Source organism: Demequina phytophila (genome assembly GCF_000971135.1).
GTDB lineage: Bacteria > Actinomycetota > Actinomycetes > Actinomycetales > Demequinaceae > Demequina > Demequina phytophila.
Window position 1 is genome coordinate 214,775 of sequence record NZ_BBLW01000003.1, and the last position, 12,470, is coordinate 227,244.

A 12,470-nucleotide genomic window follows, 5' to 3' on the forward strand; every position below is an offset into this window, starting at 1 on the left:
GCTGTTCTCGAAAAGTGATCAGCGGCAGACGTACTGCTGCTCGGTCGCGTCGGGCTGCCCCGGGTCCGGGGTGACGAGGACGGACCGCACGTCGCACCACATGGTGAGCGAGACCACGGTGCCGGGCGCCACCTGGGTGCCGGCGTTCGGGTTGGTGGCCTTGACCGTGCCGGCCAGGTCGACGTTCGCCTCGGTGTTGTCGACCGTGACGTCGCCGAGCGACAGGCCCTCGCCCTCGAGGTCCGCCTTCGCGGCGTTCTGCGACTTGCCGAGGACGTCGGGCACCGCCACCGTGGACGGCGCCGTCGCGACCACGAGGCTCACGGTGGAGCCGCGCTCGACGCGCCCCTCGCCCGGGTCCTGGCGCAGCACCGTGCCGTCCGCGGCATCGGTGGTCTCCTCCTCCGACTCCGACACCACGAGCGAGAGCTTGCCCAGCTTCTGGCGCGCCTCCTCGATGCTCAGCCCGGTGAGGTCGGGCAGCTTGACGAGGCCCGAGGCGAGGTACAGGGTGACCGTCGAGTCGTTCGGCACCTCCTCGCCCGCCTTGGGGTCCGTCTTCGACGCGCGGCCCTCGTCCAGGCTCGCATCGTCGACCGTGTCCCGCGCGACCACGCGTAGCCCGGCCGCCTCGAGCGCCTTGATGGCGTCGTCCTCGGTGTAGCCCTTGACGTCCGGGACGGTGACCACGTCGGGGCCGGTCGAGAGGAACACCGTGATCGTGGCACCCTCGTCGACGTTGCGCCCCGCCTTGGGACTGGTGCGCGTGACCAGGTCCTTCTCGATCGTGTCGGACGCCTCGGTCTGGAAGTCTCCCGCGAGGCCGAGCCTGTCGAGCTCCGCCTGCGCCTCCGCCTGCGTCATGCCCTCGAGGTCGGTGATCTCGACGCGGGCCGCGGACGGGCTGGGCTCGGCGCCGGGGGCGTCGCGGTTGATCATGAACAGCGCGGCGATCACGAGCGCGACGGCGATGAGCGCCGCGGCGAGCAGCGACCACTGGATGATGCGCTTCTTGCGCAGCGCCGCCTCGTCCTCCTCGTCGTCGAGCGTGTCGACCGGGGCGGTGGTGGGAGCACCGCCGGACACCGGCTGACCCTCCGGACCCCAGGCGCCCGCCGGCATGACGGCCGTCTGGCCGGCGACGGTGGCCTCCGGCATGATCTCGGTGGCGCCCGTGACCGGGGCGCCGTCGTCACCGGCCATCGCGGCGGCGGCCACGCCCGCGGCCCCCGCGCCCAGCGCGGCTGAGCCGAGCGCGATCGCGCCGGTCGTGGGCGACACGCCGTCGCCCGCCATCACGCTCCGGAGGTCCGCGAGGAACTCCTGTGCGCTCGAGTAGCGCTCGTCGCGGTTCTTCGACAGCGCCCGCCCGACCACCTGGTCGAGCTCGGCGGGCACGTCGGACGCGAACTGCGACGGCTTCGGCGCGGGCTCGCGCACGTGCTGGTAGGCGACGGAGACGGGCGAGTCGCCGATGAACGGCGGCCGGCCGGTGAGGAGCTCGAACAGCACACAGCCCGTCGAGTACAGGTCCGAGCGGGCGTCGACGTTCTCGCCGCGCGCCTGCTCGGGCGACAGGTACTGCGCGGTGCCCACCACGGCCTGGGTCTGCGTCATGGTCTGCCCGGCGTCGGCGAGGGCGCGCGCGATGCCGAAGTCCATCACCTTCACCGCGCCGGTGGGGGTGAGCATGATGTTCGCGGGCTTGATGTCGCGGTGGACCAGCCCGGCGTGGTGCGAGTAGTCGAGCGCGGCAAGCACGCCCGCGGTGATCTCCACCGCCTCGTCGATGGGTGCGGCGACGTCGCCCTTGAGGATCTCGCGGACCGTGTGCCCCTCGACGTACTCCATCACGATGAAGGGCACGGCCTGGGGGTTGCCGTCGGGGTTGACGAAGGTGTCCTCGCCCGTGTCGTACACGGCGACGATGCTGGGGTGGTTGAGGCCGGCGGCGGCCTGGGCCTCGCGACGGAAGCGGGTCTGGAACGACGGGTCGCGCGCGAGGTCGGCGCGGAGGATCTTGATCGCGACCGTGCGTCCGAGCCGCGTGTCGTATCCGACATGCACCTCGGCCATCCCACCCCGGCCGATGAGGTCGCCGACCTCATACCGTCCGGCGAGGATCTTCGGTTCGTCGTTCATTCACTCTTCCTTAGTGGTCCGTGTTCGGGGGCCATTGTCGCACCTACCGGGTTCCCGGCCGCCGACGCTCGACGTCGGGGCGCGGACGGTACTCGCGCGGGGCGATGCTCGGCGGCATGGCGCGGCGGGGCGGTGACGCGGGCAGGGATGCCTCGACGGGGACCCGTGCTCCGGTGCCCGGCTCGAGCAGCGTGAGCTCGGCGAGGAGGCGGTCGAGCTCGAGGGCCGAGGCGGGCCGGCGGCGGGGGTTCTTCTCCAGCAGGCGGACGATGAGGGAGGCCAGCTCCGGAGACACGTCGCCCGGCAGCGGGGGCACCGGGTCGTTCACCTGAGAGATCGCGATGTCGACCGCGCTCGCGGCCGTGAAGGGCCTCTTCCCCGCGACCGCCTCGAACGCGATGATGCCGAGCGCGTACAGGTCGGAGGCCGGGGTGGCAGGCTTGCCGAGCGCGAGCTCCGGTGCGAGGTACTGCGCGGTGCCCATCACCATGCCGGTGGCGGTCAGCGTGGTCTGGTCGGTGCCGCGGCTCACCCCGAAGTCGGTGATCTTCACCCGGTCGCCGTCCTGGACCAGCAGGTTGCCCGGCTTGATGTCGCGATGCATGATCCCGGCCGCGTGCGCGGCGTCGAGGCCGCGGCACGTGTGGCGCAGGATCGTGACGAGGCGCGCCTCGTCGAGCGTGCGCTCACGTTCGAGGATCGAGGACAGCGGCTCGCCCTCGACCAGCTCCATCACGATGTACGGCGTGCCGTCGTGCTCGCCGAAGTCGAACACCTGGGCGATGTTGCCGTGCAGCAGGCCCGCGGCGTTCTTCGCCTCGTTGCGGAACCGCTTGAGGAACGTCTCGTTCTCCGCCGCGCCGTCCTTGAGGACCTTGATCGCGACCTCTCGATCGAGGTCCGCATCGGTGCCCCGCCACACCTCGCCCATGCCCCCGACGGCCAGGAGGGAGCGCAGGACGTAGCGCCCGCCCAGGGTGGTGCCCGCGTGGATCGCCATGTCAGCTGCCTCCCTGGGCCGCGATCGCGGCCTCCATCACGGTGCGGGCGATGGGCGCCGCGACGCGCCCGCCGGTGACCTCGCCCTCGGCGGAGCCGCCGTTCTCGACGAGCACCGCGACCGCCACCACCGGGTTGTCCGCGGGGGCGAACCCGACGAACCAGGTGTGCGGCTTGTCGCCCGTGCCCGTCTCCGCGGTGCCGGTCTTGCCGGCCACGTCGATGCCCGAGATCTGGGCCGCGGTGCCCGTGCCCGACTGCACCACCGCGACCATCATGTCGGTGAGCTCGTTCGCGTCCGACCGCGTCATGGGCGTGGACATCTCCTCCGGCTCGTACTCCTCGATGACCCGGAGGTCCGCGTCGCGGACGTTGTCCACCAGGTACGGGCGCATGAGCACGCCGTCGTTCGCGATGCCCGCGGCGACCATCGCCATCTGCAGCGGCGTCGCGCGGTCGTCGTACTGGCCGATCGACGCCATGGCCGTCTGCGCCTCGTCCGGGTCCTCGGGGAGCCTCGAGGGCGTGACCGCGAGCGGGATCGACAGCTGCTCGCCCCAGCCGAACTCGGCGGCCTTGCGCTCCACCACTCCCCACCCGAGCTGCATGCCCAGGTTCGCGAAGGACGTGTTGCAGCTCATCGCGAGGGAGTCCTCGAGGGTCTGACGCTCGTTGGCCGAGCACGACTCGCCGCCGTAGTTCTCGATGGTCGTGGTGGTGAGGGGCAGCTCGAGCTCGTCCGGCGCGTAGAGCTCGGAGTCGGCGTCGTAGCCCGCCTCGAGCGCGGCCGCTGACACGATGAGCTTGAACGTCGAGCCCGGCGGGTAGGTGTCGCCCGCGATGGCCCGGTTGACCAGCGGGCCGTCCTCCTGCGCGAGCAGGTCCCGGTAGTTCTCGTCGACCTCGGCCGTGTTGTGGCCCGCGAGGAGTGCCGGGTCGTACGTGGGGCTCGTCACCATGGCGAGCACCTCCCCGGTGGACGGGTCGAGCGCGACCACCGCCCCGGCATCGTCCCCCAGCGCCTCCGCCGCCGCCTGCTGAACCTCCGCGTCGAGCGTCAGCTCGACGCTCGCGCCACGCTGCGTCTCCCCGGACACCAGGTTGCTGAGCCGGGTCCAGAAGAGCGAGTCGGCGGTGCCGGAGAGAAGGTCGTTCTCCGTCTGCTCGATCGCGGTGCGCCCGAAGACGATGCTGTAGTAGCCCGTCGCGGCGGCGTACAGCGGGCCGTCGGCGTAGGTGCGCTGGTAGTTGAACGGGTCGTCGACGGGCTTGGACCACACCACGGACTCGCCGTCGACCACGATGGGCCCGCGGAACGTGCCGTACTCGCGGTACAGCGTCCGGACGTTCCGGGCGTCGGCGTTGAGGTCGCCCGCGGCGATCACCTGGATGTAGGACGCCGCGATCATCAGCGTGAGGAACATCGCGAGGACGATCACGGAGAGGCGGCGGACGGGCTCGTTCACGGCGTCATCACCTCCGGGCGGCGGGCCTGGTCGGAGATGCGCAGCAGGAGGCCCACGATCAGCCAGTTCGCGAGCATGGAGGAGCCGCCGTACGCGAGGAACGGCGTGGTGAGACCCGTGAGGGGGATCACGCGGGTGACGCCGCCGACCACGATGAACACCTGCAGCGCGATCGCGAAGCCCAGGCCGGCGGCGAGCAGCTTGCCGAAGCCGTGGCGGACTCCGATCGCGGTGCGCATGGCGCGCTGCACGATGATGACGTAGAGCGTGAGGATCGCCATGAGGCCCGTGAGGCCCAGCTCCTCGCCGATCGACGCGACGATGAAGTCCGACTCCGCGTAGGGGACCAGGTCGGGGCGTCCCTCGCCCAACCCGGTGCCGAACAGGCCTCCCGAGGCCATGCCGAACAGGCCGCGCACCAGCTGCTCGGACGCGCCGGAGCTGTAGACGTCCGCGTCGAGCGCATGGAGCCACGCGGTGTAGCGCGAGCCCACGTGGCTGAACAGCGAGCCCGCGAGGACCGCGCCGACGGCGAACATGCCGAGGCCGACCACCACCCAGCTGAGCCGCTCGGTGGCGACGTAGAGCATGGCGACGAAGATCCCGAACAGCAGCAGCGACGTGCCGAGGTCGCGCTCGTAGATCTGGACGAGCATCGCGGCGGCCCAGACGAGCGCGAGCGGGCCCATGTCGCGGGGGCGCGGGAAGCGCATCCCTAGGATCTTGGGGCCGGCGAGCGCGAGGGTGTCGCGGTTGGACACCAGGAAACCGGCGAAGAAGATGACGAACGCGATCTTCGCGAACTCGCCCGGCTGGAGCGACTTGCCGAACACGCTGATCCAGATGCGCGCGCCGTTGATCTGCGAGCCGAGCCCGGGGACGAGCGGCAGCAGGAGCCCCACGAGGCCCAGGATCCCGGCGGTGTAGGTGAAGCGGCGCAGCAGCCGGTAGTCGCGGATCAGCAGGATCACCAGGAGCGCGAGCCCGATCCCGAGCAGCGTCCAGAGGGTCTGGATCTCGCCGAAGTTCGTGTCGCGGCCACGGCCCGCGTAGGCGAAGTCCATGCGGCGGATCACGGCGAGGCCGATGCCGTTGAGCGCGAGCACGGCCGGGACCAGCACCGGGTCCGCGAACGGCGCCCAGCGGCGGATCGCGAGGTGGATCCCGAGCGCGACGATGGTCCAGCCGCCGGCGTAGAGGGCGAGCTCGTCGAGCTCGAGGAAGTCCGCGTGATAGTCGACCAGGCCGCGCGCGAGCACGGCGATCGCGACGGCGAGCCCCAGGAGCGCGAGCTCGCCGCGGCGGCCGGTGCGGACCTGGACGTCGGTGACGGTCGCCACTACGCGTCCGCCTCCAACGAGCTCACGACCCCGGCGGCCTCCTCGAGGGTGGGTACCCGGATCGCTCCGGTGACGCGTTCGCGCTGGTAGGGGGCGAGCTCATCGACGAGGATCTCGGTCTTCTCCACCACGTGGGAGAGCTCCCAGGTGCCGATGGTCGCGGGGATGCCGCGGTAGATGGTGACGAAGCCCTCGTCCGCGCCCACGTAGTACTGCTGCTGGGACCACCAGTAGCCGCCCCACGCCGCTCCGACCAGCACCAGCAGGGTCACGAAGGGCAGGATCCAGGGGCGCAGCCGCTGCCAGCCCTCTCGGGAGGGCTCCTCGTCGTCGTCCGGCTCCTCGCGGGCGGCGAGACGCGCGGCCTTGCCCGCGGGCGAGTCGCCGCCCGCGGACGGCTTGCGCCGGTCGCGGGCCGCGGAGCCGACGATCTGCGACGTGGTCGCCGGGCCCACGCCGTCCGGCGAGGCGTCGATGTCGACGATGTCGCCGATGACGCACGTGACGTTGTCGGGCGCGCCCGCGGCGAGCGCGAGCCCCACCAGCGCGTCGGCGCAGTCGCCCGGGTCCTCGACCTCGAGCAGCGTCTTCTGCATGGTGTCCTTGCTCACCACGCCGGACAGGCCGTCGGAGCACAGGAGCCAGCGGTCGCCCGCGCGGGTCTCGCGCACGGAGATGTCGACGGGCACGTCCGCGTCGATGTCACCGAGCACGCGCAGCAGCATCGAGCGCTTGGGGTGGTGCTCGGCGTCCGCCACGGAGAGGCGGCCGGTGTCGACCAGGTGCTGGACGAAGCTGTGGTCCGTGGTGATCTGGTTGAGCTCGCCGTCGCGCAGCAGGTAGGCGCGCGAGTCGCCGATGTGCGCCATCGACAGCGTCGAGCCCGAGCGCAGCAGCGCGGTGACCGTGGTGCCCAGACCGGAGAGCTCCGGATCGTTGCGGGCGCGGTCGACGATTTGCGCGTGAGCGTCGGAGATCGCCTCCTTGAGCTCGTCGAGCGCGTCGTCGGGCCCGTGGGACTCGCCCTCGAGCGCCGCGAGGCGCGCGATCGCGATGGAGGAGGCGATGTCGCCGCCCGCCGCGCCGCCCATGCCGTCCGCGACCGCGAGGAGGTGGGGGCCCGCGAAGCCGGAGTCCTGGTTGTTGGAGCGCACGAGACCGACATCGGACCGCGCGGCGAAGTGGATGCCCAGGTACATCAGCCGCGCAGCTCCAGGGCGGTCGCGCCGATGCGGATGACGTCGCCGCCGCGGAACGGCACGGGGTCCGTCACCTTCTGGTTGCCGAGGTACGTGCCGTTCGTCGAGCCGAGGTCCTCGACCATCCAGCGGTCTCCTTCGGGGTAGATGCGGCAGTGGCGTGCCGAGCAGTAGTCGTCGTCGATCACGAGCGTGCACGTGCTCGCGCGCCCCACCAGCACCGGCGCGGCGCCGAGTGGGATGGTGGTGCCCTTGAGCGGCCCCGCCGTCACCGCGAGGTGACCGGCCGAGGGGTCCTTGGTCGAGATCGACCCGGTGCGCAGGCCCGTGGCCGCCCGGCTGGGCGACGCGACCTTCTCAGCCCGGGCATCGTCCTTCTTCGACTCCCTGCCGCGGCCGCGCGCGGTGACGCGCGTGCCGTACAGGTCCGCGCGCAGCACCGCGATGGCGGACAGCACGAGCGCCCACAGCAGGACCAGGAAGCCCATGCGCAGGAGGGTGATCGACAGCTGGCTCACGTCAGTAGTCCTCGTCCCCGTCGACGGCGTCCCAGTACATGAGGGTGGTGCGGCCGATCGTGATGGCGTTGCCGTCCAGCAGCGTCGCCTCGCTCACCCGCTGGTCCTCGACCATGGTGCCGTTGGTGGAGCCGAGGTCCGTGAGGATGGTGCCGTGGTCCGTCACCTCGAGGCGGACGTGCTTGCGGCTCACGCCCGTGTCATCCACCACGATGTCCGCCTCCGAGCCGCGGCCGATGGTGGTCGACTCGCCCGTGAGGTAGTAGCGCGTGCCGTCGATGTCGAGCAGCGGGTAGCGCGAGCTGGTGTTCGTGCCGGTGGCCGGGGCAACGGGGCCGCGGGTGGTGCGGGACACCACGGCGTAGCGGCCGGTCGCGAGGGTCTCGTCGACGTCGAAGGCGACGTCCACGGCGCCCACGAAGGAGTAGCGCTGGCGCTCGGCGTGCGCGCGTACGGAGTCGACCAGCTCGTGGCGGAGGGCGTCCGCGCCCCACTGCTCGACCGTCTCCATGTCCGCGGGCGCGAGCGCGATCCCGTATTCATTAGGGGCGACCGTGCGGCCGCGGTCCACGACCGCCGCGCGGGCGTCGCACTCGCGCTTCACGGCGGCGGCCAGCTCGACCGGCTTGACCCCCGCCTTGAAGGTGCGCGCGAACGCGTTCTGCATCACGTTCTCTACTCCGCGCTCGAAGCGGTCCAGCACACCCATGCCCGCCATCGTATAGGCCTCTGAAACCGTGCTAGAGTTACCCGGCGCGCGCGAGTGGCGGAATAGGCAGACGCGCACGGTTCAGGTCCGTGTGCCCGAAAGGGCGTGGGGGTTCAACTCCCCCCTCGCGCACCATATGAGAAGGCCCCCGGGGTATCCCCGGGGGCCTTCTTCCTTGTCCGCGCGGCGCGCGCCTCACCCTCCGACGAGCGGGACGAACTGGTAGGAGCCGTGCTCGGTCACCCGAGCCTCGCCGGGGGCGTCGCGCGGCGGGAACCCGCGCACGACGCGGAGCATGGTCCCGGCGACGGGCGCGACCATGACCCCGCCGGGAGCGAGCTGCGCCACCAGCGACAGGGGCAGCTCGCTGGCCATGGCCGAGACGAGGATCCTGTCGAACGGCGCCTCGTCGGGCGCGCCGAGCGCGCCTTGCCCCGCGCGGACCAGCCGCACGCACGGCACGCCCGCCGCCTCGACGTTCGCGGCGCCGAACGCGGCGAGCTCCGGAACGATCTCAAGCGCGAGCACCCAGCCGTCCGGCCCCGTCAGCTCGCCCAGCAGCGCCGAGGTCCACCCGGAGCCGGCGCCCACGTCGAGCACGCGCATCCCCGGTGCGACGTCGAGCAGCACCAGCATGTCGCCGACGGTGTGAGGCTGGCTGTTGGTCTGGCCGTAGCCGATCGCCAGCGGCGCGTCCCATGCGGCCGACCCTCGCACGTCCGGGGGTAGGAACCGACGGCGCGGCTGGGCGGCGAAGGCGGCGGCGACCCGATCGGCGGGATCCATGCCTCCAGCACATCACCGCTGGCGCCAGGCGCGCGTGTCCGGCTCAGCGGCGAGGCGGGACTCACTCCTCACCCGGGCCGGGTGCTCGCCAGCAAAATCGCTGTTATTCGGCTACATTGCGACGCGCAAGAGTCCCCTCCCCAGCGATCGCGGCACCTGACGCGCGCGTCGGGCCCGAGGTCCGGGAGCGGGACGGGTGAGGGCGTGCGACCGGTTCGGCGGGCGTGCGCGGGTGACGGCTGGGGGGCCACGTGGTGAACGTCGTGCGTGCTGGGGCGAGTGTGGACGACGGCCGTCGGAGGACGCGGTCGGGGCCTGCCGCGCGAGCGGCGATCGCCCCCCTCGCGGTGGTCGCGGTCCTCGCCGCACTCGTGCTCGTTCCGGCGACGCCCGCTCTGGCCGAGGAAGGTGCCCCTGCACCGGAGCCGGGCGTGGGTTCGTCCGCGGACCCCGCCGAGCTGCCGGACGGCACGGACCCCGCGGCACCGGACCCAGACCCGGTGGTGGTGAGCGGTGGCAGGGTCGCCGCGACGACGGCCGGGGCCTCCGCCAACGCGCTCCACCTCACGGGCGAGGCGACCTTCACCGCGACCGGTGACCCCGACTCTCTCGGCGGGGACCCGTTCATGGCGGCGGTCACCTACACCCTCGATACCGGCCGCACGGTGACCGAGCGCCGCGCCGCCACCGTCACGCGCGTGACCGCCGCCGGACACGCGTGGGCGGTGCCGTTCGACCGCACCGTGGGCAGCAGCGGACGGGTGACCGTCGCGCTCGGCGGGGTCACGGCCGCGGCGCGCTTCGGCAAGGTGGACTCGAGCACCTCACGCTGGGCGGTCACGGGCACCACCAAGGAGATCAAGGCCGGTACGACCTGGAGCCGCCGCGCGACCGTCACCCCCGCATACGGCCGCGTGGTCCACCTGCAGGCCTATCGCGACGGACGGTGGACCACGGTCAAGAGAGCCCGCACGGCGAACGCGCGCACCGCCACCGTGGCGTTCACCTTCGACGGCGATGACTCCCGTTGGTACGCGACCGGGCGCTCGACGTACCGGTACCGCGTGGTCGCACCGGCGACGCGCGCGCTGCGGGCCGCCACCAGCCCCGCGCTCACGGTCCGTCCCACCATGGCGTACCGGGCGCGGACCCGGCACATCCAACCGGTGCTGTCGATCGCCCAGAAGCCCGGTGGCTACTCGCTCGAGCCGGGCCGGAACGGCAACAAGGTCAAGGCCGTGCAGCGCGCGCTCGGAATGGGGAGCCGCTGGGAGACCATGGACGCCGCCACGGTGGACCGTGTCCGGCGGTTCCAGCGGAGCCGCGGCATCCCGTCGACAGGCGTGGTGAACGAGCGCACCTGGCGCGCACTCGGCCTCAGCGCCGCGTCCTGGACCGAACTGGGCGGCTACACGCACCCGGTGGTGGCCGACCGCTCGTCCACCCGCGCCGAGCGCATCGAGATCATGATCTCGACGGCCATGACCTACGTGGGATCCGAGTACGTGTGGGGCGGCTCCGGCACGCCGCGCGAGGGCGCCGACTGCTCGGGGCTCGTCATGCAGGCGATGTACGCGGCGGGCATGCCCACCGGCGGCACGGACGTGGTGCGGCACACCGATCCGGGCTTCCGCACCACGCGTGCGCTCTACGGTGCGAACTACGAGCATGTGCCGCTGTCGCGGGCCAAGCGTGGCGACCTCATCTTCTTCACGTCGAACGGCGGCACCGCGTCCGGGATCATCCACATGGGCATCTATCTGGGCGGCGGCCGCATGGTCGACATGTCGACCACCAGCAACACCACCCAGGCCCGGTCGATCCACGCGCTGGACCGCTACACGGACATCGTCCCCGAGGTGGTGCGCGTCTTCTCCTGAGCGTGCGGGCCGCGCTGCCCGCCGGTGCTGTACCTTGCGATCGGTGAGTACGAGGAGGGGCGATGCATCCGACCGGCGAAGGCCGATTCCGCGCGCGTGCCCAATCGCCGGCCCACGTGAGGGGCGAGTAGGTGCTTCCCGAGCTCTCCGCAGCGGCATGGGTGCTGCTCGCCGTCGCGGCGGCGGTGGTCGGCATCTCCAAGACCGCGCTGCCGGGCGCGTCCACCCTGGCGATCGCCGCGTTCGCGGCGGTGCTGCCCGCGCGTCAGTCGACGGGCACCCTGCTGGTGCTGCTCATCGTTGGCGACATGTTCGCGCTGTGGGCGTACCGCCGCCACGCCGACTGGCACGCGCTGGTCCGCCTGGCGCCCGCGGTGATCGCCGGCGTCGTGGCGGGTGCGGGATTCCTGGCGCTCGCGAACGATGGCGCGGTCCGCCGCGTGATCGGCGTGATCCTTCTGCTGCTCATCGCGTTCACGCTGTGGAGGCGCCGAGCCGGCGCGCAGAGCACGCCTCACGGAGGGCGGATCCTCTACGGCACGCTGGGCGGCTTCACCACGATGGTCGCGAACGCCGGCGGTCCCGTCATGTCGATGTACTTCCTCGCGGCTCGGCTGCCGGTCAAGACCTTCCTGGGCACCGCTGCGTGGTTCTTCGCGATCGTGAACATCGTGAAGCTGCCGTTCTCGATCTCGCTCGGCCTGCTCACGTCGGCGGGGGTGCTGCTGGACCTGGTGCTCGTCCCCGCAGTGCTCGTGGGCGCGGTCTGCGGCAGGATGCTCGCCGAACGGATCGATCAGGCGCTGTTCGACCGTGTGGTCATCGTCCTCACCGTCATCGGGGCCCTCTACCTGGTGATCTGAGGCGCGCCGGCGTCACCGTCGCAGCATCACCACGTCGAAGTGCTCCTGCCCACCCACCAGGTAGGTGCGCTGCCCGACCACCTCGAACCCGGCCTTCGCGTAGAAGGCCTGCGCCCGCGCGTTCGCGACATTCGTGCCCAGCCACGTGGGCAGGTCGCCGTGGGTGGACGATGCGCGGGCCAGGGCGGCCTCGAGCAGCGTGCGGGCCCCGCCGCCTCCCTGGGCGGCGGCGCGCACGTAGATCTTCGACAGCTCGTGGACGCGCGCGGTGTCCACCCCGACCCCCGCCAGCGTCTCGGAGGCCCCGGCGTCGTCGCATCGTCCCGTGAGGATCAGTGCGTAGCCCTGGACCCCGGCATCGTCCTCCGCGACCACCGCGGTGGCCGCGGGGTCCGCGACCCAGCCCGCGAACGCGGGCACGCCCAGCCGGTCGCGCACATGGATGCGGATGGCCTCCGGGTCGGTATCAGGCGGGCAGGCCAGCGGGAAGGTCTCGGCGGCGACGGCGACCAGCGCGGGCACGTCCGCGGCGGTGGCCTCGCGGGCGGTCAGGACCGCGCCCAAGGGC

11 protein-coding genes and 1 tRNA gene are annotated in these 12,470 nt (G+C 72.1%); 3 read left to right on the forward strand and 9 right to left on the reverse strand.

Annotated elements, in window-relative coordinates; genetic code table 11:
- Positions 1-18: 18 nt before the first annotated feature.
- From pknB to AOM01_RS06080, 7 genes are read right to left on the reverse strand one after another with little or no spacing between them, the layout of a single operon-like run.
- Entirely contained in the window at positions 19-2,142 is a 2,124-nt protein-coding gene (gene pknB / locus AOM01_RS06050; protein WP_082110036.1) for a Stk1 family PASTA domain-containing Ser/Thr kinase, read from the reverse strand.
- Between the two features lie 43 nt (positions 2,143-2,185).
- Positions 2,186-3,142: a serine/threonine-protein kinase gene (locus AOM01_RS06055; protein WP_062290482.1), complete on the reverse strand. Its 957-nt coding sequence runs from the start codon at positions 3,140-3,142 to the stop codon at positions 2,186-2,188.
- Position 3,143: 1 nt separating this feature from the next.
- Positions 3,144-4,607, reverse strand: coding sequence for a peptidoglycan D,D-transpeptidase FtsI family protein (locus AOM01_RS06060; protein WP_062290486.1), 1,464 nt, complete (start codon positions 4,605-4,607; stop codon positions 3,144-3,146).
- Positions 4,604-5,947: an FtsW/RodA/SpoVE family cell cycle protein gene (locus AOM01_RS06065; protein ID WP_062290490.1), complete on the reverse strand. Its 1,344-nt coding sequence runs from the start codon at positions 5,945-5,947 to the stop codon at positions 4,604-4,606. The genes AOM01_RS06060 and AOM01_RS06065 overlap by 4 nt, the downstream gene beginning before the upstream one ends.
- Positions 5,947-7,146, reverse strand: a complete 1,200-nt coding sequence (locus AOM01_RS06070) for a PP2C family protein-serine/threonine phosphatase (protein ID WP_062290492.1) — start codon at positions 7,144-7,146, stop codon at positions 5,947-5,949. Before AOM01_RS06070 ends, AOM01_RS06065 begins: the two co-directional genes overlap by 1 nt.
- Positions 7,146-7,664, reverse strand: coding sequence for an FHA domain-containing protein FhaB/FipA (locus AOM01_RS06075; RefSeq protein WP_062290496.1), 519 nt, complete (start codon positions 7,662-7,664; stop codon positions 7,146-7,148). Before AOM01_RS06075 ends, AOM01_RS06070 begins: the two co-directional genes overlap by 1 nt.
- A gap of 1 nt (position 7,665) precedes the next feature.
- Positions 7,666-8,373: an FHA domain-containing protein gene (locus tag AOM01_RS06080; RefSeq protein WP_062290990.1), complete on the reverse strand. Its 708-nt coding sequence runs from the start codon at positions 8,371-8,373 to the stop codon at positions 7,666-7,668.
- A gap of 48 nt (positions 8,374-8,421) precedes the next feature.
- Here AOM01_RS06080 and AOM01_RS06085 point away from each other — a divergent pair.
- A tRNA-Leu gene (locus AOM01_RS06085) sits at positions 8,422-8,508 on the forward strand.
- Between the two features lie 60 nt (positions 8,509-8,568).
- On the opposite strand, the gene AOM01_RS06090 is transcribed toward AOM01_RS06085, so the two are convergent.
- The gene (locus tag AOM01_RS06090) at positions 8,569-9,159 is read right to left on the reverse strand and encodes a protein-L-isoaspartate O-methyltransferase family protein (RefSeq protein ID WP_062290497.1); all 591 of its coding nucleotides are present in this window, start codon (positions 9,157-9,159) and stop codon (positions 8,569-8,571) included.
- A 431-nt stretch (positions 9,160-9,590) separates the two neighbouring features.
- Here AOM01_RS06090 and AOM01_RS06095 point away from each other — a divergent pair, with 431 nt between their 5' ends.
- Together AOM01_RS06095 and AOM01_RS06100 are read left to right on the forward strand one after the other, a co-directional pair.
- Positions 9,591-11,039, forward strand: a complete 1,449-nt coding sequence (locus AOM01_RS06095; protein WP_062290500.1) for a C40 family peptidase — start codon at positions 9,591-9,593, stop codon at positions 11,037-11,039.
- Positions 11,040-11,170: 131 nt separating this feature from the next.
- Positions 11,171-11,902, forward strand: a complete 732-nt coding sequence (locus AOM01_RS06100) for a sulfite exporter TauE/SafE family protein (protein WP_062290503.1) — start codon at positions 11,171-11,173, stop codon at positions 11,900-11,902.
- 12 nt (positions 11,903-11,914) lie between these two features.
- Here AOM01_RS06100 and AOM01_RS06105 read toward each other — a convergent pair whose 3' ends face one another.
- Positions 11,915-12,466, reverse strand: coding sequence for a GNAT family N-acetyltransferase (locus AOM01_RS06105; protein ID WP_062290506.1), 552 nt, complete (start codon positions 12,464-12,466; stop codon positions 11,915-11,917).
- Positions 12,467-12,470 lie beyond the last annotated feature (4 nt).

Excerpts from the sequence above, each read along its gene's own strand:
- pknB (WP_082110036.1), bottom strand. The coding sequence starts at position 2,142 with ATGAACGACGAACCGAAGATCCTCGCCGGACGGTATGAGGTCGGCGAC.
- AOM01_RS06055 (WP_062290482.1), bottom strand. The coding sequence starts at position 3,142 with ATGGCGATCCACGCGGGCACCACCCTGGGCGGGCGCTACGTCCTGCGC.
- AOM01_RS06070 (WP_062290492.1), bottom strand. The coding sequence starts at position 7,146 with ATGTACCTGGGCATCCACTTCGCCGCGCGGTCCGATGTCGGTCTCGTG.
- AOM01_RS06080 (WP_062290990.1), bottom strand. The coding sequence starts at position 8,373 with ATGGGTGTGCTGGACCGCTTCGAGCGCGGAGTAGAGAACGTGATGCAG.
- AOM01_RS06090 (WP_062290497.1), bottom strand. The coding sequence starts at position 9,159 with ATGGATCCCGCCGATCGGGTCGCCGCCGCCTTCGCCGCCCAGCCGCGC.